Source organism: Streptomyces sp. NRRL S-1022, from assembly GCF_000720135.1.
Taxonomy (GTDB): Bacteria; Actinomycetota; Actinomycetes; order Streptomycetales; family Streptomycetaceae; genus Streptomyces.
This window is the reverse complement of the sequence record NZ_JOIU01000015.1, coordinates 20,831-44,054: the sequence shown is the minus strand read 5'-3', so window position 1 is coordinate 44,054 and position 23,224 is coordinate 20,831. Positions and strand designations below refer to the sequence as shown.

22 protein-coding genes are annotated in these 23,224 nt (G+C 73.7%); 20 read left to right on the top strand and 2 right to left on the bottom strand.

Translation table 11 applies throughout. The features are described from left to right. Window positions 1–52: 52 nt before the first annotated feature. Window positions 53–775 carry an MBL fold metallo-hydrolase gene (locus IG05_RS0121760; protein ID WP_030344984.1) on the bottom strand — a complete coding sequence of 241 codons (723 nt, stop codon included), beginning with the start codon at window positions 773–775 and terminating at the stop codon, window positions 53–55. A 162-nt stretch (window positions 776–937) separates the two neighbouring features. Between IG05_RS0121760 and hrcA the strand changes: the two genes are divergently transcribed. The 10 genes from hrcA to IG05_RS0121710 all read left to right on the top strand — a co-directional run bounded on the left by hrcA (window position 938) and on the right by IG05_RS0121710 (window position 11,733). After that, on the top strand, window positions 938–1,954 hold the full coding sequence (gene hrcA, locus IG05_RS0121755; protein WP_030344982.1) for a heat-inducible transcriptional repressor HrcA: 1,017 nt from the start codon (window positions 938–940) through the stop codon (window positions 1,952–1,954). Then, window positions 1,955–3,091: a molecular chaperone DnaJ gene (dnaJ, locus tag IG05_RS0121750; RefSeq protein WP_030344981.1), complete on the top strand. Its 1,137-nt coding sequence runs from the start codon at window positions 1,955–1,957 to the stop codon at window positions 3,089–3,091. Between the two features lie 133 nt (window positions 3,092–3,224). Beyond that, entirely contained in the window at window positions 3,225–4,355 is a 1,131-nt protein-coding gene (locus tag IG05_RS0121745; RefSeq protein ID WP_030344979.1) for a nitronate monooxygenase, read from the top strand. Further along, on the top strand, window positions 4,352–5,092 hold the full coding sequence (locus tag IG05_RS0121740; RefSeq protein WP_030344977.1) for a 16S rRNA (uracil(1498)-N(3))-methyltransferase: 741 nt from the start codon (window positions 4,352–4,354) through the stop codon (window positions 5,090–5,092). The genes IG05_RS0121745 and IG05_RS0121740 overlap by 4 nt, the downstream gene beginning before the upstream one ends. A 17-nt stretch (window positions 5,093–5,109) precedes the next feature. Then, window positions 5,110–5,502: a VOC family protein gene (locus IG05_RS0121735; RefSeq protein ID WP_030344975.1), complete on the top strand. Its 393-nt coding sequence runs from the start codon at window positions 5,110–5,112 to the stop codon at window positions 5,500–5,502. Window positions 5,503–5,605: 103 nt separating this feature from the next. Then, entirely contained in the window at window positions 5,606–6,127 is a 522-nt protein-coding gene (locus IG05_RS0121730; RefSeq protein ID WP_051790107.1) for a hypothetical protein, read from the top strand. A gap of 47 nt (window positions 6,128–6,174) precedes the next feature. Further along, the gene (locus tag IG05_RS0121725) at window positions 6,175–9,399 is read left to right on the top strand and encodes a S41 family peptidase (protein WP_199808359.1); all 3,225 of its coding nucleotides are present in this window, start codon (window positions 6,175–6,177) and stop codon (window positions 9,397–9,399) included. 43 nt (window positions 9,400–9,442) lie between these two features. Beyond that, window positions 9,443–9,796, top strand: coding sequence for a histidine triad nucleotide-binding protein (locus IG05_RS0121720; RefSeq protein WP_030344970.1), 354 nt, complete (start codon window positions 9,443–9,445; stop codon window positions 9,794–9,796). 6 nt (window positions 9,797–9,802) lie between these two features. After that, entirely contained in the window at window positions 9,803–10,708 is a 906-nt protein-coding gene (locus tag IG05_RS0121715; protein WP_030344969.1) for a ribonuclease Z, read from the top strand. A gap of 20 nt (window positions 10,709–10,728) precedes the next feature. Further along, a complete protein-coding gene (locus tag IG05_RS0121710) occupies window positions 10,729–11,733 on the top strand; it encodes an adenosine deaminase (protein WP_030344967.1) in 1,005 nt (334 codons plus the stop codon). On the opposite strand, the gene IG05_RS0121705 is transcribed toward IG05_RS0121710, so the two are convergent. Then, entirely contained in the window at window positions 11,706–12,926 is a 1,221-nt protein-coding gene (locus IG05_RS0121705) for an MFS transporter (protein ID WP_030344966.1), read from the bottom strand. The genes IG05_RS0121710 and IG05_RS0121705 overlap by 28 nt on opposite strands. 214 nt (window positions 12,927–13,140) lie before the next feature. Between IG05_RS0121705 and IG05_RS0121700 the strand changes: the two genes are divergently transcribed. The 10 genes from IG05_RS0121700 to IG05_RS0121650 all read left to right on the top strand — a co-directional run bounded on the left by IG05_RS0121700 (window position 13,141) and on the right by IG05_RS0121650 (window position 23,220). Next, window positions 13,141–14,097: a 5-dehydro-4-deoxyglucarate dehydratase gene (locus IG05_RS0121700; protein WP_030344964.1), complete on the top strand. Its 957-nt coding sequence runs from the start codon at window positions 13,141–13,143 to the stop codon at window positions 14,095–14,097. Further along, the gene (locus tag IG05_RS0121695; RefSeq protein WP_030344962.1) at window positions 14,094–15,383 is read left to right on the top strand and encodes a glucarate dehydratase family protein; all 1,290 of its coding nucleotides are present in this window, start codon (window positions 14,094–14,096) and stop codon (window positions 15,381–15,383) included. Before IG05_RS0121700 ends, IG05_RS0121695 begins: the two co-directional genes overlap by 4 nt. A gap of 74 nt (window positions 15,384–15,457) precedes the next feature. Continuing rightward, entirely contained in the window at window positions 15,458–16,615 is a 1,158-nt protein-coding gene (locus tag IG05_RS0121690; protein WP_030344961.1) for a carbohydrate kinase family protein, read from the top strand. 731 nt (window positions 16,616–17,346) lie between these two features. Next, window positions 17,347–18,426, top strand: coding sequence for a PhoH family protein (locus IG05_RS0121685; RefSeq protein WP_078894378.1), 1,080 nt, complete (start codon window positions 17,347–17,349; stop codon window positions 18,424–18,426). 12 nt (window positions 18,427–18,438) lie between these two features. After that, window positions 18,439–18,936, top strand: a complete 498-nt coding sequence (gene ybeY / locus IG05_RS0121680; RefSeq protein WP_030344958.1) for an rRNA maturation RNase YbeY — start codon at window positions 18,439–18,441, stop codon at window positions 18,934–18,936. Between the two features lie 9 nt (window positions 18,937–18,945). Continuing rightward, window positions 18,946–20,244, top strand: coding sequence for a hemolysin family protein (locus IG05_RS0121675; protein ID WP_030344956.1), 1,299 nt, complete (start codon window positions 18,946–18,948; stop codon window positions 20,242–20,244). Further along, the gene (locus IG05_RS0121670; protein ID WP_030344955.1) at window positions 20,241–20,600 is read left to right on the top strand and encodes an MmcQ/YjbR family DNA-binding protein; all 360 of its coding nucleotides are present in this window, start codon (window positions 20,241–20,243) and stop codon (window positions 20,598–20,600) included. Before IG05_RS0121675 ends, IG05_RS0121670 begins: the two co-directional genes overlap by 4 nt. 67 nt (window positions 20,601–20,667) lie before the next feature. Continuing rightward, window positions 20,668–21,021 (top strand): cytidine deaminase, encoded by a 354-nt coding sequence (locus IG05_RS0121665; RefSeq protein ID WP_030344954.1) that lies wholly within the window; start codon window positions 20,668–20,670, stop codon window positions 21,019–21,021. A 218-nt stretch (window positions 21,022–21,239) separates the two neighbouring features. Beyond that, window positions 21,240–21,716: a hypothetical protein gene (locus tag IG05_RS0121660; RefSeq protein ID WP_030344953.1), complete on the top strand. Its 477-nt coding sequence runs from the start codon at window positions 21,240–21,242 to the stop codon at window positions 21,714–21,716. Window positions 21,717–21,891: 175 nt separating this feature from the next. Beyond that, window positions 21,892–23,220 carry a beta-xylosidase gene (locus tag IG05_RS0121650; RefSeq protein WP_030344952.1) on the top strand — a complete coding sequence of 443 codons (1,329 nt, stop codon included), beginning with the start codon at window positions 21,892–21,894 and terminating at the stop codon, window positions 23,218–23,220. Window positions 23,221–23,224 lie beyond the last annotated feature (4 nt).

Sequence of the window (23,224 nt, the reverse complement as noted above, 5' to 3'; positions counted from 1 at the left end):
GAAGCCGCGCGCGGGGGCGTACGACACGCCGGGGGAGGCCGGGAACGGGCGCTCAGATCACGCCGAACCGTGTTGCCAGGGCGTCCCGTTGGCGGCGGACGAACCCCGCGTCCACGACCGCTCCGTGACCGGGCACGTACAACGCGTCCTCGCCGCCGAGGGCCAGCAGCCGGTCGAGGGCGTCCGGCCAGCGGGCCGGGACCGCGTCCGGGCCGGCCTGGGGCTCGCCGGACTCCTCCACCAGGTCGCCGCAGAACACCACCTCCGGATCGCCCGGCACCAGGACCGCGAGGTCGTACGCCGTGTGGCCGGGACCCACGTTGGCCAGCAGTGCCTGCCGGCCGCCGCCGAGGCCGAGGGTCCACTCGCCGGAGACCAGGTGGCCGGGCGGGAGGAGCGCGTCCACCGCCTGGTCCGCGTCCGCCACCGGCAGCCCGTTCCTTACCGCGTCCAGGCGCAGCTCCTCGCGCTCGGACGCCAGGGCCGCGTCCAGGCCCACCGCCGCGAACACCTCCGCCCCGGCGAACGCGGACGCGCCGAAGACGTGGTCGAAATGGGGGTGGGTGAGCGCGAGATGGGTCACACGGCCGCCCGCCAGCTCCTCGGCCGCCGCGCGCAGCCGGACCCCCTCCGCCAGGCTCGACCCGGCGTCCACGAGGAGCGCGGTCCCCTCCCCGAGGACCAGTCCCGCCGTGCAGTCCCAGCCGGGCAGCCGGCACCGCCCCACCCTCGCGGTCAGCCGTTCCCACCCCAGCTCTTCCCAAGTCACGCTCATACCGGCGACGCTAGCGGTACGACCCGCGCCGGGGTCCGGCCTTGCCCGGTGTGCACCCGACAGCCTTACACTGGGCGGGGGAACGTTGGCACTCGCATGCGAAGAGTGCCAGGCCGATCACCCGAAGGGACGATGGGGACGACATGCGGGAGGTGCGCGCGAATGCTGAGTGAACGCAGGCTTCAGGTACTCCGCGCCATCGTCCAGGACTATGTCGGCACCGAGGAGCCGGTCGGGTCGAAGGCCCTGACCGAGCGGCACAACCTCGGGGTCTCCCCGGCGACCGTCCGCAACGACATGGCGGCCCTGGAGGACGAGGGGTACATCGCCCAGCCGCACACCAGCGCCGGGCGGATCCCCACCGACAAGGGCTACCGGCTGTTCGTGGACAAGCTCGCGGGCGTCAAGCCGATGACCGGGCCCGAGCGGCGGGCCATCCAGAACTTCCTGGAGGGCGCCGTCGACCTCGACGACGTCGTGGCGCGGACGGTGCGGCTGCTCGCGCAGCTGACCCGGCAGGTCGCCGTGGTGCAGTACCCGTCGCTGACCCGGTCCACCGTCCGGCACGTGGAGCTGCTCTCGCTTGCTCCCGCCCGTGTGATGCTCGTGCTGATCACGGACACCGGACGGGTCGAGCAGCGCATGGTCGACTGCCCGGCGCCGTTCGGCGAGACCGCGCTGGCGGATCTCAGGGCGCGGCTCAACAGCCGGGTCGCGGGCCGTCGCTTCGCCGATGTGCCGAAGCTGGTCGAGGACCTCCCGGACGCCTTCGAGCCGGAGGACCGCGGTACGGTCTCCACGGTGCTCTCCACCCTGCTGGAGACACTGGTGGAAGAGAACGAGGAGCGGCTGATGATCGGCGGTACCGCCAATCTCACCCGCTTCGGACATGACTTCCCCCTCACCATCCGGCCCGTCCTGGAGGCCCTTGAGGAGCAGGTCGTGCTCCTCAAGCTCCTCGGCGAGGCGAAGGAACCGGGCGTGACCGTGCGGATCGGCCACGAGAACGCCCACGAGGGACTCAACTCCACCTCCGTCGTGTCGGTCGGCTACGGTTCGGGCGGCGAGGCGGTTGCCAAGCTCGGCGTGGTCGGACCGACCCGCATGGACTACCCGGGAACGATGGGAGCGGTACGCGCAGTGGCACGGTACGTCGGACAGATCCTGGCGGAGTCGTAAGTGGCCACGGACTACTACGCCGTTCTCGGCGTGCGCCGCGACGCGTCGCAGGATGAGATCAAGAAGGCGTTCCGCCGGCTCGCGCGCGAGCTGCACCCGGACGTCAACCCCGACCCGAAGACCCAGGAGCGGTTCAAGGAGATCAACGCCGCTTACGAGGTGCTGTCGGACCCGCAGAAGAAGCAGGTCTACGACCTCGGCGGCGACCCGCTCTCCCAGTCGGGCGGCGCGGGCGCGGGCGGCTTCGGCGCCGGCGGCTTCGGGAACTTCTCCGACATCATGGACGCGTTCTTCGGCACGGCGTCGCAGCGCGGGCCGCGCTCGCGCACCCGCCGCGGCCAGGACGCGATGATCCGGATCGAGATCGAGCTGGACGAGGCGGCCTTCGGGACGACCAAGGACATCCAGGTCGACACCGCGGTCGTCTGCAACACCTGCAACGGTGAGGGCGCGGCCCCGGGGACGTCCGCGCAGACGTGTGACATGTGCCGCGGCCGCGGTGAGGTCTCCCAGGTCACCCGGTCCTTCCTGGGCCAGGTCATGACCTCGCGTCCCTGCCCCCAGTGCCAGGGCTTCGGCACGGTCGTGCCCACCCCGTGCCCGGAGTGCGCCGGCGACGGCCGGGTCCGCTCCCGCCGCACGCTCACCGTGAAGATCCCGGCCGGTGTGGACAACGGCACGCGGATCCAGCTCGCCGGCGAGGGCGAGGTCGGCCCCGGCGGCGGTCCGGCCGGCGACCTGTACGTCGAGATCCACGAGCTGCCGCACCCCATGTTCCAGCGGCGCGGCGACGACCTGCACTGCACGGTCACGATCCCGATGACGGCGGCGGCCCTCGGCACGAAGGTGCCGCTGGAGACGCTGGACGGCATGGAGGAGGTCGACATCCGGCCCGGCACCCAGTCCGGCCAGTCGATCCCGCTGCACAACCGGGGTGTCACGCATCTGCGCGGCGGTGGCCGGGGCGACCTGATCGTGCACGTCGAGGTGACCACGCCGACCAAGCTGGACCCCGAGCAGGAACGACTCCTGCGCGAGCTGGCCAAACTCCGCGGCGAGGAACGCCCGCAGGGCCAGTTCCAGCCGGGCCAGCAGGGGTTGTTCTCCCGGCTGAAGGACGCTTTCAACGGCCGCTGACGCGGGCCGCGGGCGCCCCCGGGCAGGCGTGCTGGAACCGGGTGTGCGGGGTGCTCCGGTGCCCTCCGTGCCGGTGTCCTGGGCCGGGGCGCCCGGATTCGGACTTGTTCGGAGGACGTGACAACATGCGGTCATGTCCTCCGCGCTGACCGATCTCCTTCCCCACCCGATCGTGCAGGCCCCCATGGCGGGCGGTGTCTCCGTCCCGCAGCTCGCCGCCGCCGTCTCCGAGGCCGGCGGCCTCGGGTTCCTCGCCGCCGGGTACAAGACCGCCGACGGCATGTACCAGGACATCAAGCAGCTGCGGGGGCTCACGAACCGGCCCTTCGGCGTGAACGTGTTCATGCCGCAGCCGGAGTACCCCGGTGCGAGCACCGGCTCCACCGGAGCCGCCGGCGCCGTGCCCCCCTCCGGCGCGGTGGAGGTGTACGCGCACCAGCTGGCCGGCGAGGCCGCCTGGTACGAGACCGAGCTGGGCGACCCGGACAGCGGCCGGGACGACGGCTACGACGCCAAGCTCGCCGTCCTCCTCGACAACCCGGTGCCGGTGGTCTCCTTCCACTTCGGCGTGCCGGCCCGGGAGGTGCTCGACACCTTCCGCCGGGCGGGGACCCTCACCCTGGTCACCGCCACCACCGCCGAGGAGGCCCGCGCGGTCGAGCAGGCCGGCGCGGACGCGGTGATCGCCCAGGGCGTGGAGGCCGGCGGACACCAGGGCAGCCACCGGGACCTCCCGGAGAACGACGGCTCCGGCATCGGACTGCTGGCGCTGGTCGCGCAGGTCCGGGAGGCCGTCCGCATCCCGGTCGTCGCCGCCGGCGGCATCATGCGGGGCAGCCAGATCGCGGCCGTCCTCGCGGCGGGCGCGAGCGCGGCCCAGCTGGGCACCGCCTTCCTCGCCACCCCGGAGTCCGGCGCGCACGCCCTGCACAAACAGGCGCTGACGAACCCCCTGTTCGCGCGCACCGAACTGACCCGCGCCTTCTCCGGCCGCCCGGCCCGCGGACTGGTCAACCGCTTCCTGCGCGAGCACGGCCCGTACGCCCCCGCCGCCTACCCGGAGGTCCACCACCTCACCTCCCCGCTGCGCAAGGCCGCCGCCAAGGCCGGGGACGCGCAGGGCATGGCGCTGTGGGCGGGGCAGGGCCACCGGATGGCCCGGGAACTGCCCGCCGGACGGCTGGTGGAGGTGCTGGTGGCCGAACTCGCCGAAGCCGGGACAGCGTTGTCGGACCCGCGGCGAGCCGGAGGTGACCCGCGATGACCGCGCCCGTCTTCGTCGTCGAGCAGCTCGACCCGACCGGGCCCGAGTTCGTGCTCGACGGCCCCGAGGGACGGCACGCCGTGTCCGTGAAGCGGCTGCGGCCCGGCGAGGACGTGGTCCTCACCGACGGGCGCGGACGCTGGGCCGAGGGCGTCGTCAAGGCCGCCGAGGGCAAGGACCGGCTGGTCGTCACGGGCCTGGCGTCCGTGCACGAGGAGCCGCCGGCCAGCCCGCGCATCACCGTCGTCCAGGCCCTGCCCAAGGGCGACCGCGGCGAACTGGCCGTCGAGACGATGACCGAGGTCGGCGTCGACGCGATCGTGCCGTGGCAGGCGTCGCGCTGCATCACCCAGTGGAAGGGCGAGCGCGGGCTGAAGGCCCTCGGTAAATGGCGGGCCACCGCCCGGGAGGCCGGCAAGCAGTCCCGCCGGGTTCGCTTCCCCGAGGTCGCGGACGCGGCGACGAGCAAGCAGGTGGGCGCGCTGCTCGCCCGGGCGGACTTCGCCGCCGTGCTCCACGAGAGCGGCGACGCGCGCCTGGCCACCGCCGAACTGCCCGCCGAGGGAGAGATCGTGCTGGTCGTCGGTCCCGAAGGCGGCGTCTCCCCGGAGGAGTTGGCGCTCTTCGCGGAGGCGGGTGCGCGGCCCTACGTCCTCGGTCCGACCGTCCTGCGCACATCCACCGCCGGCACCGCCGCCGCGGCCCTGCTGCTGGGCCGTACCGGCCGCTGGTCCTGACTCCCCGGGGGAACACCTTGGAACTGGCCCAAGTCCGGCTGCTCGTCACCGACTTCGCCGCCTGCTACCGCTTCTACGCCGATGTCCTCGGCCTCAAGCCGCAGTCCGGGGCGGCCCGCGGCCCGTACGAGAAGTTCAGCCCGCACACCGGCTCCGCCGGGATCGCGCTGCAGGACCGCGCGATGATGGCCGAGGTGCTGAACGAACTGGGCGACACCGCCACCGGGCACCGCTCCCTGGTGGTCCTGCGCGTCGACGACCTCGACGCCTACTGCGCCGGGATCACCGCCCGCGGCGCGGTCCTGCTGCACGGCCCGGCCCCCATGACCGACCGCATGCGCGTGGCCCACCTCAAGGACCCGGAGGGCAACCTGGTCGAACTCCAGGAGTGGCTGCTGCTGCGCGGCTGAGCGCGCCCCTTCCGAGCGCTTCCCCCCGGAACCGGCTTCCCGAACGGGTGAGTGGCCGTATGCGGTCTTCCGCACCGTTCGGGCCGGTGGCACGCTGCCCTGCATGGGTGTATCGAGGCGGATAAGGCGCGGGGCGCGCGCGGCGGCCGTGGTGGGGTTCGTCGGGGTCGGCGCGGGTGCCGTCACCGCGTGCCAGCCGGGCGGGCTCGGGTCCGCGACCGTCGCTTACACCACCGACCGGACCGCGACCGCCGCGCTCGAGCACCGGCATGTGGACGTCGCCTGGCTGACCTGCACCGGACGGCAGGGCGACGACCGCACGCACGGCACCTCGCCCGCGCCCTCCGAGAGCACCGTCGTCTCCGTCGACTGCCGGGGCGAGACGCACGACGGGCGGAAGATCGTCGTCACCGGGCTGGTGACCAGGGCCGTCGACGGCGCCTGCGTGCGCGGCGACCTGACGGCCGAGGTCGGCGGCCGGCAGGTGTTCCACGCCGACGGGCTCGGCAACTGCGCGGCGACGCCCGGACCGACGTACCGCCCGCCGACCGGGGGACAGCCGAAGCCGGACGTCACCGTGACCGTCACCGTCACGCGGACCGTCTGGCCCGTGCAGGGCAAGTGATCCGAAACCGGGAGCGGGGCGCACCGGTCGCTGCGTAGAGTGACGGCGTGACTCAGGGTGCTTCGACGGGAACCACGGAATCCGGAACGTCCGCCTACCTCCGATTCCCCCACGCGCACGGCGACTTGGTGGCCTTCGCCGCCGAGGACGACGTCTGGCTCGCGCCGCTGGACGGCGGCCGGGCCTGGCGGGTCAGCGCCGACAACACGCCGGTGACCCGGCCCCGGATGTCGCCGGACGGTCGGCACCTCGCCTGGACCTCCACCCGGGACGGCGCCCCCGAGGTGCACGTGGCCCCGGTCGACGGGGGTCCCGCCGAGCGGCTGACGTACTGGGGCAACCGCCGTACCGAGGTGCTCGGCTGGACCACCGACGGGCGGGTGCTCGCGCTCGGCGCGCAGGGCCGGCCCAGCTCCCGGCACAGCTGGGCGCACGCCGTCCCGCTGGACGGCGGACCGGCCGAGACCCTGCCCTACGGCCCGGTCGGCGACGTGGCCCTCGGCCCGGCCACCGTGCTGCTGTCCGCGCCGATGGGCCGCGAGGCCGCCCACTGGAAACGCTACCGGGGCGGTACAGCGGGCAAGTTGTGGATCGACCGGGACGGCAGCGGCACGTTCGTCCGGCTGCACGAGGACATCGCCGGGAACATCGAGTGCCCGGTGTGGGCGGGTGACCGGATCGCCTTCCTCTCCGACCACGAGGGCACCGGCGCGCTCTACTCCTCGCTCGCCGACGGCTCCGACCTGCGCCGGCACTCCCCGCACGGGGGAGGTTTCTACGCCCGGCACGCCGCCGGTGACGGCACCCGGGTCGTCTACGCCTCGGCCGGTGAACTCTGGCTGCTGGACGACCTGGAGGGCGCCGAGCCGCGCCGGCTGGACGTACGGCTGGGCGGGCCGCGGATCGATCTGCGTCCCCGCCCGGTGAACGCCGCCCACTGGTGCGACGCCGCGTCCCCCGACCACACCGCGCGCGGCAGCGCCGTCTGCGTGCGCGGCGGCATCCACTGGGTCACCCACCGCTCCGGTCCCGCCCGCGCCCTGGCCGCCACCCCCGGCGTGCGCGCCCGGATGCCGCGCGCCTTCCGCGCCGAGGGCGAGGAGTGGGTGGTGTGGGTGACGGACGCCGAGGGCGAGGACGCCCTGGAGTTCGCGCCCGCGACCGGCACCGTGCCCGGCGCCCCGCCGCGCCGGCTCGCCGCCGGACAGCTCGGCCGGGTCCTGGAGCTGGCCGTGGCCCCCGACGGCGGCCGGGCCGCCGTGGCCGCGCACGACGGCAGACTGCTCATGGTGGAACGGGAGACCGGCGAGGTCCGCGAGGTCGACCGCAGCGACGACGGCGAGGTCTTCGGGCTGGCCTTCTCGCCCGACTCCGCCTGGCTCGCCTGGGCCCACCCCGGCCCCCGCCCGCTGTCCCAGCTGCGCATCGCCCACACCACCGACCTGTCGGTCACCGAGGCGACCCCGCTGCGCTTCCAGGACTACGCGCCCGCCTTCACCCTCGACGGCAAGCACCTCGCGTTCCTCTCCAACCGCGCCTTCGACCCGGTCTACGACGAGCACGCCTTCGACCTCGCGTTCGTGGTCGGCGCCCGCCCGCACCTGATCACCCTGGCCGCGACCACCCCCTCGCCGTTCGGCCCGCAGCGCCACGGCCGCCCGTCCGAGGCCCCCGACAAGGACGAGACCCCCGACAGCGAGGGCACCCCGGCCACCCGGATCGACCGCGAAGGGCTCGCCGACCGGATCGTGCCCTTCCCGGTGGAGGCCGGCCGCTACAGCACCCTGCGGGCCGCCAAGGACGGCGTCCTCTGGCTGCGCCACCCCGTCGAGGGCGTCCTCGGCGCCTCCCGCGCCCACCCCGAGGACCCCGAACCGCACAGCGAGCTGGAGCGCTACGACCTGGCCCAGCGCCGCCTGGAACACCTCGCCTCCACCGCCGACCACTTCGAGGTCAGCGGCGACGGCAAACGCGTCCTGCTGTGGAGCGACGGCCGCCTGCGGGTGGTCCCGAGCGACCGCCGCACCGGCACCGAGGACGACGGTGACACCAGCGTCACCGTCGACCTCGCCCGCGTCCGGCAGACCGTCGACCCGGCCGCCGAGTGGCGGCAGATGTACGACGAGACCGGCCGGCTCATGCGCGACCACTTCTGGCGGCCCGACCTCGGCGGCACCGACTGGGCCGGCGTCCTGGACCGCTACCGCCCGCTGCTCGGCCGGCTCGCCACCCACAGCGACCTGGTCGACCTGCTGTGGGAGCTGCACGGCGAACTCGGCACCTCGCACGCCTACGTCATCCCGCGCGGCCGCTCCGGCGGCCACCGGCAGGGCCTGCTCGGCGCCGACATCTCCCGGCACGCGGACGGCAGCTGGCGCATCGACCGCATCCTGCCCTCGGAGACCTCCGACCCGGACGCCCGCTCCCCGCTCGCCGCACCCGGCGTCGCGGTCCGCCCCGGTGACGCGATCATCGCGGTCGCCGGCCATGCCGTGGACCCCGTGACGGGCCCCGGCCCGCTGCTCGTGGGCACCGCGGGCCACCCCGTCGAACTGACCGTCTCCCCGGCCGGCGGCGGCGAACCCCGCCACACCGTCGTCGTCCCCGTCGCCGACGAGGAGCCCCTGCGCTACCACGCCTGGGTGGCCGGCCGCCGCGCCCACGTCCACGCGGCCTCCGCCGGCCGCCTCGGCTACCTCCACGTCCCCGACATGCAGGCCCCCGGCTGGGCCCAGATCCACCGGGACCTGCGCGTCGAGGTGGCCCGCGAGGGTCTCGTGGTCGACGTCCGGGAGAACCGCGGCGGCCACACCTCCCAGCTCGTCATCGAGAAGCTGGCCCGCCGGATCATCGGCTGGGACGTCCCGCGCGGCATGCGCCCCACCAGCTACCCCCTGGACGCTCCGCGAGGCCCGGTCGTCGCCGTCGCCAACGAGTTCTCCGGTTCCGACGGCGACATCGTCAACGCGGCCGTCAAGGCCCTCGGTATCGGCCCGGTCGTCGGTACCCGCACCTGGGGCGGCGTCATCGGCATCGACAGCCGCTACCACCTGGTCGACGGCACCCTGGTCACCCAGCCGAAGTACGCGATGTGGCTGGAGGGCGCCGGCTGGGACGTGGAGAACCACGGGGTGGACCCCGACGTGGAGGTCGTACAGACCCCGCAGGACTGGGCGGCGGGCCGGGACGCCCAACTGGACGAGGCCGTCAGGCTCGCACTGGAGGCCCTGGAGACCAGCCCCGCGAAATCTCCGCCGGGCATGCCCGCCTGACCGACTACGATGCCCACCGTAAATGATCACAGGAGGCACATTCATGGCCGGAGAACCGCAGGACGACTGCCTGTTCTGCAAGATCGTCAAGGGGGAGATCCCGGCGACGATCGTCCGCGAGACCGAGACGACCGTGGCCTTCCGGGACATAAACCCCCAGGCCCCGACCCACGTCCTGGTGATCCCCAAGGCCCACTACGAGAACGCGGCCGAACTCGCTGCGGGCGCCCCGCAGCTGGCCGCCGACGTGCTCGCCGAGACGAAGGCCGTCGCCGACGAGGAGAAGCTCGACAGCTACCGCCTCGTCTTCAACACGGGCAGCGGCGCCGGCCAGACCGTCTGGCACGCCCACGCGCACGTCCTCGGCGGCCGGGGCCTCCAGTGGCCCCCCGGGTGAGCCACCGTGTCCGTACGTGAACTGGTGGTGCTCGGCACCGCCAGCCAGGTCCCGACCCGGCACCGCAACCACAACGGCTACCTGCTGAGGTGGGACGGCGAGGGCATCCTGTTCGACCCCGGCGAGGGCACGCAGCGGCAGATGCTGCGCGCCGGGGTCGCCGCCCACGACCTGAACCGGATCTGCGTCACGCACTTCCACGGCGACCACTCCCTCGGCCTCGCGGGCGTCATCCAGCGGATCAACCTGGACCGGGTGCCGCACGAGATCACCGCGCACTACCCGCGCTCCGGCCGGCGCTTCTTCGACCGCCTGCGCTACGCGACCGCCTACCGGGAGACGGTGGGCCTCACCGAGGCGCCGGTCGCCGCCGACGGCATCCTCGCGGTGACCCGCTCGTACACCCTGGAGGCCCGCCGGCTCTCGCACCCCGTCGAGTCCTACGGCTACCGGCTGATCGAACCCGACGGCCGCCGCATGCTGCCCGAGCGGCTCGCCGCGCACGGTGTCAGGGGCCCGGACGTGGGCCGTCTCCAGCGCGACGGCCGGCTCGGGGACGTCACCCTGGAGGACGTCAGCGAGGTGCGGCGCGGGCAGCGGTTCGCGTTCGTCATGGACACCCGGCTCTGCGACGGCGTGCACGCGCTCGCGGAGGGCTGCGACCTGCTCGTCATCGAGTCGACGTTCCTCGACGAGGACATCGAACTCGCGGTGGAGCACGGGCACCTGACGGCCGGACAGGCCGCCGCCGTGGCCCGCGACGCCGGCGTGCGGCACCTGGTCCTCACCCACTTCAGCCAGCGCTACACCGACCCCGAGGAGTTCGAGCGGCAGGCGCGGGCGGCCGGGTTCGAGGGCGAGCTGACCGTGGCGTACGACCTGCTGCGGGTGCCGGTTCCGAAACGGCGGTAAACCACCCGTACGATGCTTCGATGCCCCTCCCGAAAGCAGAACTGCACCTCCACATCGAAGGCACCCTGGAGCCCGAGCTGGCGTTCCGGCTGGCCGCCCGCAACGGTGTGACCCTTCCGTACGCGGACACCGACGCCCTCCGCGAGGCCTACCGGTTCGAGGACCTCCAGTCCTTCCTGGACCTGTACTACGCGCTGATGGCCGTGCTGCGCACCGAGCAGGACTTCGCCGACCTGGCCGACGCCTACCTTGCCCGGGCCGCCGCACAGGGCGTGCGGCACGCGGAGATCTTCTTCGACCCGCAGGCCCACCTGACGCGGGGCGTGGACATGGGCACGGTCGTCGAGGGGCTGTGGCGGGCACTGGGCGACAGCGAGGCCGACCACGGCGTCTCCACCAGGCTGATCATGTGCTTCCTGCGCGACGAGTCCGCCGAGTCGGCCCTGGCGACCCTGCGGGCCGCCGAGCCGTACCTGGACCGGATCACCGGTGTCGGCCTGGACTCCGCCGAGGTCGGGCATCCGCCGGTGAAGTTCCGGGAGGTGTACGAGGCCGCCGCCGCGCTCGGGCTGCGCCGGGTCGCGCACGCCGGCGAGGAGGGCCCGCCGGAGTACATCACCGAGGCGCTGGACGTGCTCGGCGTGGAGCGCGTCGACCACGGCCTGCGCTGCATGGAGGATCCGGCGCTGGTCGAGCGGCTGGTGCGGGAGCGGGTGCCGCTGACCCTGTGCCCGCTCTCCAACGTCCGGCTGCGCGCCGTGGACACCCTCGCCGACCACCCGCTGCCGGCCATGCTCGACGCCGGACTGCTGTGCACGGTCAACTCCGACGACCCGGCGTACTTCGGCGGATACGCGGGCGACAACTTCGACGCGGTGCGCTCGGCGCTGGGCCTGGACGCGGAACGGCTGCGCGAGCTGGCCCGCAACTCCTTCCTCGCCTCCTTCCTGGAGGACGACGAGGAGCGCAGGGCCCGTTGTCTGGCCGAGGTGGAGGCCTACACGTTCGGGGACGCGGTGTCGTAGGCGCGCCGGACGGGCACGGCGGGCGTCTCCACCGGGACCTCGAGCACAGGGAGTCCGGTGGCCGGCAGGGCGCGCCTGCCGGTCCGCAGTGCCACCGCCGTCAGCGGTACGGCGATCAGCAGCAGCCCGGCGGCGAGCGCCAGCCCCATCCCGGGGAAGCCCGCCCGTTCCGCCAGCACGCTGCCGGCCAGCGGGCCCGCCGCCGTGCCCAGGGAGGACGCCGAGCCGACCAGGACCGTCCAGCGGCCGCGCGGGTCCAGCGACGCGGCCAGGGCGATGACGTAGGACAGCACGACCGGGTAGAGCAGGTTCCAGGCGATCTCGCCCGCTGCGAACGCCGGCAGGCCGGTGGCCGCCGCGCTGAGCGCGACGCAGCCCGCGATGAGGGCCGTACCGGCGCCGATGGGCAGCGCCCGGCCCAGCCGCGGGCCGAGCGCGCCCGCGCCTACGACGCCGAGGAGCCCGGCACCGAGCGCGACCGCGAAGACCGCGCCGACGGTGACCTCGCCGAGGTGGGCCTGGTCGAGGCCGATCCGCCCGCTGACGCCCCAGAGGGCGTTCTGGGCGAGGGACCAGACGGGCATCGCGGCGGCCAGGAGGAGTCCGGCCCGGGGGTGGGGGAGACGGTCGTACCCGGCGGAGCTGCGGGCCGGGGCGGTACGGGCGGGCAGGCGGCCGGTGAGCGGCCGGACGGCGAGCGCGGTCAGGGCGATCGCGGCCAGGGGCTGGCCGTGGCCGGGGCCGAGGTGGGGGATCGTCAGGTACAGGGCGCCGGCGAGGGCGGAGACGCCGAGCAGGCCCGCCGTGGTGACCCGGTGCGGGTCGGCCTGGGCGGCGATCCCGCTCGCGGCCACCGCCGTCACCGTTCCCGACCCGAGGCCGCCGAGCACCGCGCCCGCGACGACGGCCGGTACGACGGTGGTGAGGGCGGCGCCGCCGTAGCCGAGGGCGGCGAGCGCGAGGCCGGCGCGGGCGAGGGTGCGCGGGCCGATCCGGTCGACGCGGGAGGCCAGCCAGAAGCCCGCCGTCGCCGAGCCGAGCAGCAGGGCGCTGCCGACGGCCCCGGCCTGGGTGGCGGTGAGCGGGAGCCCGGCGGCGAGCCGGCCGACGGTGGTGGGCAGCAGGTACGGGGCCAGGTACCCGGCCGCGAACAGGGCGACGAGGGGCCAGGGCAGGGTGCGGGGGGCGGACACGGGCGTTCCCGGGGCAGGCGGAAGGAGCGGCTGGGAGAAGGGGGTTGGGCGACGGCCGTCGGGGGACGGGAACGCGCGAGCAAGTTGTATCAAGCACGCGGTTCCGGAAGAAGCCCGGCGGGTGTGATCCGGGCCACTGTCGCGTTTGAGGGTGTTGCAAGGGGGTAGGAACGTCTAGCCTGTTCTCATATGTAGACGCTATTCATAAGAGGAGATGGTCCAGGTGGGCGGCGACCCGGCTCCGCAGGACGTGGCGCGACGGCTGCGGGAGGGGATGGCGCGGGGCGTGCTCTCCTTCCCGCTCACCGCCTTCCGCGACGACGGCGCCCTCGACCCCGACGGCTTCCGCGCCCACGTCACCGGCCGGCTCGCCGCCGGGCCGGGCGCCGTCTTCCCGGCCTGCGGCACCGGCGAGTTCTTCTCGCTGGACGAGGACGAGTACCGCACGGTCGTCACCGTCGCCGTCCAGGAGGCGGCCGGCCGGGTGCCCGTGGTCGCCGGCACCGGATACGGCTGGGCCCAGGCCGCCCGGTTCGCGCGGATCGCCGAGGAGGCCGGCGCCGACGCCCTGCTCGTCCTGCCGCACTACCTGACCGAGGCCCCGCAGGACGGCCTCGCCGCCCAGCTGGAACAGCTGGCCGCCCGCACCCGGCTGCCGCTGGTCGCCTACCAGCGCGGCCAAGTCGCCTACACCGCCGACACCTTGCGGCGTATCGCCCGCATCCCCAACGTCATCGGCGTCAAGGACGGCCACAGCGACCTCGACCGGCTCCAGCGCCTCACCCTGGCCGCCCCCGACGGCTTCCTCTTCTTCAACGGCGCCGCCACCGCCGAGATCCAGGCCCGCGCCTACGCCACCGTCGGCGTCCCCGCCTACTCCTCCGCCGTGCACGCCTTCGCCCCCGAGATCGCCGGCGCCTTCTTCACCGCGTTCCGGGACGGGGACCACGGCACCGTCGACAAGCTGCTGCGCGCCTTCTACGTCCCGTTCGTCGAACTCCGCGACCGCGCACCCGGATACGCCGTGTCCCTGGTGAAGGCGGCGGCCCGGCTGCGCGGCCAGCGCGTCGGACCCGTGCGCGCCCCGCTCACCGACCCCGCGCCCGCCGACCTCGCCGGCCTGAAGGCCCTCCTCACCGCCGGACTCGACCTCGTAGGAGCCTCCCTGTGACCCGTGACCTGACCATCGCCGAGGTACGGCTGACCCCGATCCTGGTCGCCGACCCGCCGCTGCTCAACACCCAGGGCGTGCACCAGCCGTACACCCCCCGGCTGATCGTGGAACTCGTCACCGCCGACGGCGTCACCGGGCTCGGCGAGACCTACGGCGACACCAAGTACCTGGAACTGGCCCGGCCGCTGGCCGAGCGGCTCATCGGACGCTCGGTCATGGATGTGAACGGCCTCTTCCGGATCGACCTCGACGTCGACGAGTCCCGGGTCCAGGGCGAGGTGGACGCCGGCGGGCTGCGCGGTGTGCAGAGCGCCGACAAACTCCGGCTGTCCGTGCTGTCCGCCTTCGAGGTCGCCTGCCTCGACGCCCAGGGCAAGGCGCTCGGGCTGCCCGTGCACGCGCTGCTCGGCGGCAAGGTGCGGGACGCCGTCGAGTACAGCGCCTACCTCTTCTACAAGTGGGACCGGCACCCGGCGGGCGTCCCCGCCGAACCGGACCCGTGGGGTGCCGCACTCGACCCGGCCGGCGTGGTGCGACAGGCGCGCCGGCTCCAGGAGCTGCACGGCTTCGGCTCGTTCAAGCTCAAGGGCGGCGTCTTCCCGCCCGACGAGGAGATCGCCGCCGTCCGCGCCCTCGCCGAGGCCTTCCCCGGCCACCCGCTGCGGCTCGACCCCAACGGCGCCTGGTCGGTGGAGACCTCGCTGAAGGTCGCGGAGGAACTCGGCGACGTCCTGGAGTACCTGGAGGACCCGACGCTCGGCACGCCCGCCATGGCACAGGTGGCCGCCGGCACGGAGGTCCCGCTGGCCACCAACATGTGCGTGACCACCTTCGGCGAGATCAGGGAGGCGTTCACGAAGGACGCCGTCCAGGTCGTGCTCTCCGACCACCACTACTGGGGCGGGCTGCGCAGCACCCAGCGGCTCGCCGCGATCTGCGCCGCCTTCGGCGTCGGCGTGTCCATGCACTCCAACACCCATCTCGGCATCAGCCTCGCCGCGATGACCCAGGTCGCGGCCACCGTCCCGGACCTGCACCACGCCTGCGACTCCCACTACCCGTGGCAGTCCGAGGACGTCCTCACCGAGCGGCTCGTCTTCGAGGGCGGCCGGGTCGCCGTGTCCGACGCGCCCGGCCTCGGCGTCGAGCTGGACCGCGGCGAACTGGACCGGCTGCACCGGCGGTGGACCGAGGACGACGGCTCGCTGCGCGACCGCGACGACGCCGCGGCCCTGCGCAGGGCCGAACCGGGCTGGCGGACACCGGTGATGCCCCGCTGGTGACCGGCGCCGCACGGGATACCGGTGCGTGACCTGGTGCACACTGGCCAGAACCGCACCACGCCAGGGAGCGCACCGTGACGCCGTCGCACACCCTCACCGGAGAGGAACCGGAACACCTCACCCAGGCAGCACGCTGCCAGATCCAGGTCGACCCGCTCGCCGCGCTGCGCGCCCCCGGCGACCCGCCCTGGGACGTCTACCTCACCGGCACGGTCTTCCTCGACATCATCTTCACCGGCCTGGACTCGGCACCGGTCCGCGGCACCGAGTCCTGGGCCCGGGGCATGGGCTCCAGCCCCGGCGGGGTCGCCAACATGGCCGCCGCCCTGGCCCGGCTCGGCCTGCGCACCGCGCTCGCCGCGGCCTTCGGCGACGACCACTACGGCGAGTACTGCTGGGACGCGCTGGAACGGGGCGAGGGCATCGACCTCTCGGCCTCGCGGACCGTGCCCGGCTGGCACTCCCCGGTGACGGTCTCCATGGCCTACGAGGGCGAGCGGACCATGGTCTCCCACGGGCACGAGCCGCCGGCGGAGGCCGTCCTCCTCCAGGAGGGCGCCGCCGACCGGCCGCTCCGCTCGCGGGCCGCCGTGGCCTCCCTCACGCCGGGGCGCGGCGCGCCGTGGGTCGCGCAGGCCGCCCGCGCGGGCACCCGCATCTTCGCCGACGTCGGCTGGGACGAGACGGGCGCGTGGGACCTGTCCGGCCTGGCCGACCTGGCGCACTGCGAGGCGTTCCTGCCCAACGCGGAGGAGGCGAAGCGGTACACCGGGACCGACTGCCCGCGGCTGGCCGCGCACGCCCTGACCGAGTACGTGCCGGTGGCCGTGGTGACGTGCGGCTCGGAGGGCGCGTACGCCGTGGACCGGCGGACCGGGGAGACGGCGGAGGTGCCGGCGATCGCGGTGGAGGCGCTGGATCCGACGGGGGCCGGGGACGTGTTCGTCGCCGGGTTCGTGACGGGTTCCCTCGCGGGGTGGCCGCTGGCGGACCGGCTGGCCTTCGCCGGGCTCACGGCCGCGCTGTCGGTGCAGGAGTTCGGGGGGTCGCTGTCGGCGCCGGGGTGGTCGGAGATCGGGGCGTGGTGGCGGCGCGTGCAGTCGCTGCCGGGGCAGTCGCCCGCGGCCCTGCGCCGGTACGAGTTCCTGGAGGGCCTGGTCCCGGAGCAGCTGGACCGCCCCTGGCCGCTGCGCCGAGCCGTCCCCACCATCGGCTTCCGCCGCTCCGGCTGACCCCTCGGCCGGCGCCCGCCCGGGCTGACCCCTCGGCCGACGCCCGCCCGGGCTGACCCCTCGGCCGACGCCCGCCCCGGTTGACCCCTCGGCCGGCCCCGCTGGCCTCGCCCGGCCGGCGCCACCGGCCGCTCCCGCCGGCTGACGCCCGCCTGGGCTGACGCCCGCTCCGGCTGACCCCTCGGCCGGCGTACGCCCGGGCTGCCCCTCGGCCGACGTCCGCCCGGGCTGCCCCTTGGCCGACGTCCGCCCCGGCTTACCCCTCGGCCAGCCCCGCCGGCCTCGCCCGGCTGGCGCCACGGGCCGCTCCCGCCGGCCGCTCCCGCCGGCTGACGCCCGTCTGGGCTGACGCCCGTCTGGGCTGACGCCCGTCTGGGCTGACGCCCGCTCCGGCTGTTCCATCTGACGGGTGGTGCCGGCCATCGGCTTGCGCCAGCTCGGCTGATGCCCGCTCCGGTCGGTGCCCGCTCCGACTGACGCCCGCCCGACCGACTCCCGCCTCGGCTGATCCCTCGGCCCCCGCCGGCCGGCGCCCGCCGCCGCCGGCCGGCGCCCGCCCCCGCCGGCCGGCGCTTGGCCGGAGTGCGGTTTCTGTCGCCGCGGCCCGGATGAACCGGTCGTATGAAAAGTCCTACGGCGTTGCGAGTCCTCCGTCGTACCCTGGACATGCGAGGCCGCCCTCAGCTGTGCGGCCGTGACGAGGAGGAAGCGCAGGCCTTCAGCGCCGGCCCATGACAGAGACATCCACAGCTCACACCCCCGCGCAAGAGCAGGCGAGAGCGCAGTTCACCGTCCCTGCCCAGCACCCCATGGTGACGGTGCTGGGTTCCGGCGACTCCCTTCTGCGTGTGATCGAGAGGGCCTTCCCGGCGGCCGACATCCACGTCCGGGGCAATGAGATCAGCGCGGTCGGCGACAAGGGGGACGTCGCCCTGATCTCGCGCGTGTTCGACGAGATGATGCTGGTGCTCCGCACCGGGCAGCCGATGACGGAGGACGCAGTGGAACGCTCGATCGCCATGCTCAAGGCGAGCGACAACGGGACGAGCGACGGGTCGGAGACCCCGGCGCAGGTGCTGACGCAGAACATCCTGTCCTCGCGCGGACGCACCATCCGCCCCAAGACCCTCAACCAGAAGCGGTACGTCGACGCGATCGACAAGCACACGATCGTCTTCGGCATCGGCCCCGCCGGTACCGGCAAGACCTACCTGGCCATGGCCAAGGCCGTGCAGGCCCTCCAGTCCAAGCAGGTCAACCGGATCATCCTGACCCGCCCCGCGGTGGAGGCGGGCGAGCGGCTCGGCTTCCTGCCCGGCACGCTCTACGAGAAGATCGACCCGTACCTGCGCCCGCTGTACGACGCGCTGCACGACATGATCGACCCGGACTCCATCCCCCGGCTGATGGCCGCCGGGACGATCGAGGTCGCGCCGCTCGCCTACATGCGCGGCCGCACGCTCAACGACGCCTTCATCATCCTGGACGAGGCCCAGAACACGAGCCCCGAGCAGATGAAGATGTTCCTCACCCGCCTCGGCTTCGACTCGAAGATCGTGATCACGGGTGACGTGACCCAGGTGGACCTGCCGAACGGGCAGAAGTCGGGCCTGCGGCAGGTGCAGGAGATCCTGGAGGGCGTCGAGGACGTCCATTTCTCCCGGCTGTCGTCCCACGATGTCGTACGGCACAAGCTGGTGGGCCGTATCGTCGACGCGTACGAGCAGTACGACAGCAAGTACGGCACCGAGAACGGCGCTCCCAAGGGCGGCCGTGGCAGGTCCGGCGCCAAGGGCACCCAGGGGAAGTAGACCAGCACGACCATGTCGATCGACGTCAACAACGAGTCCGGCACCGAGGTAGACGAGCAGGCGATCCTGGACATCGCCCGCTACGCGCTCGCGCGGATGCGCATCCACCCGCTCTCCGAGCTCTCGGTGATCGTCGTGGACGCCGACGCCATGGAGCAGCTGCACATCCAGTGGATGGACCTGCCCGGGCCCACCGATGTCATGTCGTTCCCGATGGACGAGCTGCGCCCGCCGTCCAAGGACGACGACGAGCCGCCGCAGGGGCTGCTCGGTGACATCGTGCTGTGCCCGGAGGTCGCCGCCAAGCAGGGGGCCGAGGCGCCCACGCAGCACTCCATGGACGAGGAGCTCCAGCTGCTCACCGTCCACGGTGTGCTGCACCTGCTCGGGTACGACCACGAGGAGCCCGACGAGAAGGCCGAGATGTTCGGCCTCCAGGCCGCCATCGTGGACGGGTGGCGGGCCGAGCGCGGCATGACCGGGCCCTCCCCGGCGCCGACCGTCTCGTAAGCGGGTCGTATGTCTCCGCAGATCGTGGTCGGCGCGATCGCGCTGGTGGTCGTGGCCTGGCTCGCCGCCTGCGCGGAGGCGGGCCTCGCGCGCGTCTCCAGCTTCCGCGCCGAGGAGGCCGTGAAGTCCGGCCGGCGCGGCGGCGCCAGGCTCGCCCAGATCGCCGCCGACCCCACCCGCTACCTGAACGTGGCCCTGCTGGTCCGCGTGGCCTGCGAGATGGCCGCGGCGGCGCTGGTGACCTACGCCTGCCTCCAGGAGTTCGCCACCTGGCAGGCCCTGCTGATCGCCATCGGCGTCATGGTGCTCGTGTCGTACGTCGCCGTCGGCGTCTCCCCGCGCACCATCGGCCGCCAGCACCCGCTCAACACGGCCACCGCGGCGGCGTACGTGCTGCTGCCGCTGGCCCGGATCATGGGGCCGATCCCGTCCCTGCTGATCCTCATCGGCAACGCGCTCACCCCCGGCAAGGGCTTCCGGCGCGGCCCGTTCGCCTCCGAGGCCGAGCTGCGCGCGCTGGTCGACCTCGCGGAGAAGGAGTCGCTGATCGAGGACGAGGAGCGCCGGATGGTGCACTCGGTCTTCGAGCTGGGCGACACCCTGGTGCGCGAGGTGATGGTGCCGCGCACGGACCTGGTCACCATCGAGCGCTTCAAGACCATCCGCCAGGCCCTCACCCTCGCCCTGCGCTCCGGTTTCTCCCGGATCCCGGTCACCGGCGAGAGCGAGGACGACATCGTCGGGATCGTGTACCTGAAGGACCTGGTCCGCAAGACGCACATCAGCCGGGAGGCGGAGGGCGACCTGGTGTCCACCGCCATGCGCCCCGCGGTGTTCGTGCCCGACACCAAGAACGCCGGCGACCTGCTGCGCGAGATGCAGAAGGATCGCAACCACGTCGCCGTCGTCATCGACGAGTACGGCGGCACCGCGGGCATCGTCACCATCGAGGACATCCTGGAGGAGATCGTCGGTGAGATCACCGACGAGTACGACCGGGAACTCCCGCCGGTGGAGGACCTCGGCGACGACCGCTTCCGGGTCACGGCCCGCCTGGACATCACCGACCTCGGCGAGCTGTACGGCCTGGAGGAGTACGACGACGAGGACGTGGAGACGGTCGGCGGACTGCTCGCCAAGGCGCTCGGCCGCGTGCCCATCGCCGGCGCCTCCGCCGAGGTCGAACTGCCCGACGAGCGCCGGCTGAAGCTGACGGCCGAGGCCGCCGCCGGCCGCCGCAACAAGATCGTCACGGTGCTGGTGGAGCCGGTCCCCGTGCCCGCCGCCGAGGAGGAGAAGGCCGAGTGACCCCCGGGGAGCTGCGCGCCTTCTGCCTGTCCTTCGACGCGGCCGCGGAGGACTTCCCGTTCAGCCCGGAGATCTCGGTCTTCAAGGTGCTGGGCAGGATGTTCGCCCTGACGCACCTGGACGCGCGGCCCCTGACGGTCAACCTCAAGTGCGACCCGGAGGACGCGCTCCGGCTGCGCGGCGAGCACGAGGGGCTGATCGTCCCCGGCTGGCACATGAACAAGCGGCACTGGAACACCGTCACCGTGGACGGCGGCCTGCCCGACCGGCTGGTGCGGGAGCTGATCGAGGACTCGTACGACCTCGTCGTCGCGGGACTGCCCCGCGCGCAGCGGCTGCGGCTGGACCGGCCGTGATCCGGTGCCGGCCGCGGCCGGTGGGGCGCGGGCCCGGGGGGCCGGCAGGACTTCGTATGCTCGGGGCATGACCGAGAGCACCGCGCTTGACCCCGAGGACCGCAAGATCGTCACCCTGGCCCGTTCCGCGCGGGCCCGCAACGGTGTGCCCGAGGGGGCGGCCGTACGGGACGACACCGGGCGGACGTACGTCGCCGGGTCGGTGGGGCTCGCCTCGCTGAAGCTGAGCGCACTGCGGACGGCGGTCGCCATGGCCGTGGCGTCGGGGGCCGCGTCCCTGGAGGCGGCGGCCGTGGTGAGCGAGGCGGAGTCGGTGCCGGCCGAGGACCTCGCCGCCGTCGCCGACCTGGGCGGTGCCGGGACGCCGGTGCTGCTCGCGTCGCCCGACGGCACCGTGCGGGCCACCGTCGCCGCTTCCTGAACGGAGCGAACAACAGGTCGGCCTGAACGGACCGAACAACAGGTCGGCCTGAATTCAACCTTGCCGGGGTCCGGCCCGCGCGCGTCAATGGTCCGTAGCATCCGACGGACCGTCAGATCCGCACCGCCGCGCACGTGCCCGCACCCGCCTGCGCAGGCCTCCCGTCCGCCGGGCGTCCCCACATGGCACTCCCCACCAGGGAAGGGAAGCGGATCCCCATGAGAGGCAAGCGCACGGCAACAGGTGCGGCACTGGCGGCCGGGGCCCTCGCGGTCACCGGACTGGCCTTCGCGCCCACCGCGGCCGCCGTCACTCCCCAGTCGGCGACCATCACCGCGAACTGCGGCATCTTCGGCGGCGGTGCGGCCACGCTCACCGCCACCCAGAGCGGCGGCTCGGCCACCCTCACCCTCACCTCCACCGCGATCAAGACGCCGGTCGCGGTGGCCCAGGACTCGATCGCCTCCACGCTCACCATGGTCAAGGCGAGCGGCGGCACCACCGTCTTCAGCGGGACGAAGAACCCGGCCATGGCGAGCGGCTCGGCGGTCACCGTCGGCCCGCTGCCCGGCACCGTGGCCCCCGGCGACAGCCTGGAGGCCTACGGCGGCTCGCTGAAGATGGTCATCTTCGGGATCACCGTGACCTGTACGGCCTCGGCCAAGCAGGCGCCCGGCCCCTTCGTCTTCAGCTGACCGTCCGGCTGAGCGATCCGTTCCGGATCGTGCCGTAACCGACCCCGATGCCGCAGAAACTGATGATCCGTCAGATTTCTGCGGCATCTCCATTGACTTCTCACCCCCGCTCCACATCAATGCCCCCTGTCGGCGCAGACGAGCCGCTGCGCCCGCAACCCTCAGGAGGGGGCCCATGGGTCCGACACCCCGAAGAGCCCGACGGTGGCGCTGGGCGTCACTGCTCGGGGCGGCCGCGCTCGCGGTCACCGCGGGCGGCGCGCTGGCCTGCCCGGCCGGCGCCGCCGGCACGAACGTGGACTTCGCCACGCACTGCATCCCGCCGGCCGTCGCGGGCATCCCGCCGATCGACGGCACCACCACCGCCAACGTCTCGGCGGACAAGACCAGTCCCAAGGTCGGTGACACGGTCACCGTGACCTACACCGTGGTCACCGCCGCCGCCAGCAACCCCACCGACCTGGCCCTGCCGGCCGACATCATGACCCCGACCGGCAAGGTCACCCTCGGCGGCGCCCAGAGCGGTGACATCACCGTCACCGGGCCGAAGAAGAACCCGCCGGTGCCGGGGAAGGCCGCCTTCCCGTCCTTCTCCATGACCGGCACCTTCACCGTCACCAAGGCCGGGCAGATCACCCTCTCGCCCGGCGACTACAACATCCACACCAGCTACATCCTGGAGCTGGACACCCCGTGCACGGTCATCACCCCGCCCGCCCCGGTCTCGCAGACCGTCACCGCGACCGACGGCACCCCGGCCAACACCCGGGCCATCTCGCTGGGTTCCGCCTCCGGTGACGCCGGGGCCGGTGTCACCGTGAGCGGGAAGAACTTCACGCCGGGTGCGGCCGTCACGCTGGCCGGGCGGGCCGGCGACAAGCAGACCGCGGACACCGCGACCGTGACCGCGAACGCCCAGGGCTCCTTCAACGGCTCCCTGGTCGTCAACGACAAGGCGACGACCGGGATCGTGGCCTACGAGGGCGCCTCCTGGAACCCCGACAAGGGTGCCGGGCCCGCGGCCTACGCCGTCGACGACAACACACCCGTCCCGGCCGGCAGCCAGAAGCTGACCACCACCGTCAAGGCGGGCACCCTGTCGATGTCCCAGGCCGGGGACTCCGTCGCCCTGTCGGGCGTCGACTTCGGCCAGGGCGGGGCCTCCACCGGCAGCCTGAACACGGTGACCGTCAAGGACTTCCGCGGCGGGCCCGCCGGCTGGTCCCTGACCGGCAAGGTCACCGACTTCACCGGCCCCGGCGCCAGGATCGACGCCGGCCGGCTGAGCTGGACCCCGGCCTGCGCGGCCAAGGCGGGCAGCCCCAGCACCTGCAAGGCCGGTTCGGCGGGCACCGTGGGCAGCGCGGGCGCGACCCTCGCCTCCACCGCCGACGGCACGCTCACCGGCGGCGAGTTCACCGTGGACGCCCGGCTCTCCCTGGACGTACCGGCGTTCACACCGCCCGGCGCGTACTCCGGCGTGCTCACGCTGACGCTCACCTGAGCGT

Coding starts and splice junctions, on each gene's coding strand:
- IG05_RS0121700 (WP_030344964.1), top strand. CDS start 13,141: ATGGTCCAGGTGGGCGGCGACCCGGCTCCGCAGGACGTGGCGCGACGG.
- IG05_RS0121665 (WP_030344954.1), top strand. CDS start 20,668: ATGACCGAGAGCACCGCGCTTGACCCCGAGGACCGCAAGATCGTCACC.
- hrcA (WP_030344982.1), top strand. CDS start 938: ATGCTGAGTGAACGCAGGCTTCAGGTACTCCGCGCCATCGTCCAGGAC.
- IG05_RS0121720 (WP_030344970.1), top strand. CDS start 9,443: ATGGCCGGAGAACCGCAGGACGACTGCCTGTTCTGCAAGATCGTCAAG.
- IG05_RS0121740 (WP_030344977.1), top strand. CDS start 4,352: ATGACCGCGCCCGTCTTCGTCGTCGAGCAGCTCGACCCGACCGGGCCC.
- IG05_RS0121745 (WP_030344979.1), top strand. CDS start 3,225: ATGTCCTCCGCGCTGACCGATCTCCTTCCCCACCCGATCGTGCAGGCC.
- IG05_RS0121650 (WP_030344952.1), top strand. CDS start 21,892: ATGGGTCCGACACCCCGAAGAGCCCGACGGTGGCGCTGGGCGTCACTG.
- IG05_RS0121760 (WP_030344984.1), bottom strand. CDS start 775: ATGAGCGTGACTTGGGAAGAGCTGGGGTGGGAACGGCTGACCGCGAGG.
- IG05_RS0121675 (WP_030344956.1), top strand. CDS start 18,946: ATGTCTCCGCAGATCGTGGTCGGCGCGATCGCGCTGGTGGTCGTGGCC.
- IG05_RS0121660 (WP_030344953.1), top strand. CDS start 21,240: ATGAGAGGCAAGCGCACGGCAACAGGTGCGGCACTGGCGGCCGGGGCC.
- IG05_RS0121710 (WP_030344967.1), top strand. CDS start 10,729: ATGCCCCTCCCGAAAGCAGAACTGCACCTCCACATCGAAGGCACCCTG.
- IG05_RS0121685 (WP_078894378.1), top strand. CDS start 17,347: ATGACAGAGACATCCACAGCTCACACCCCCGCGCAAGAGCAGGCGAGA.
- ybeY (WP_030344958.1), top strand. CDS start 18,439: ATGTCGATCGACGTCAACAACGAGTCCGGCACCGAGGTAGACGAGCAG.
- IG05_RS0121730 (WP_051790107.1), top strand. CDS start 5,606: ATGGGTGTATCGAGGCGGATAAGGCGCGGGGCGCGCGCGGCGGCCGTG.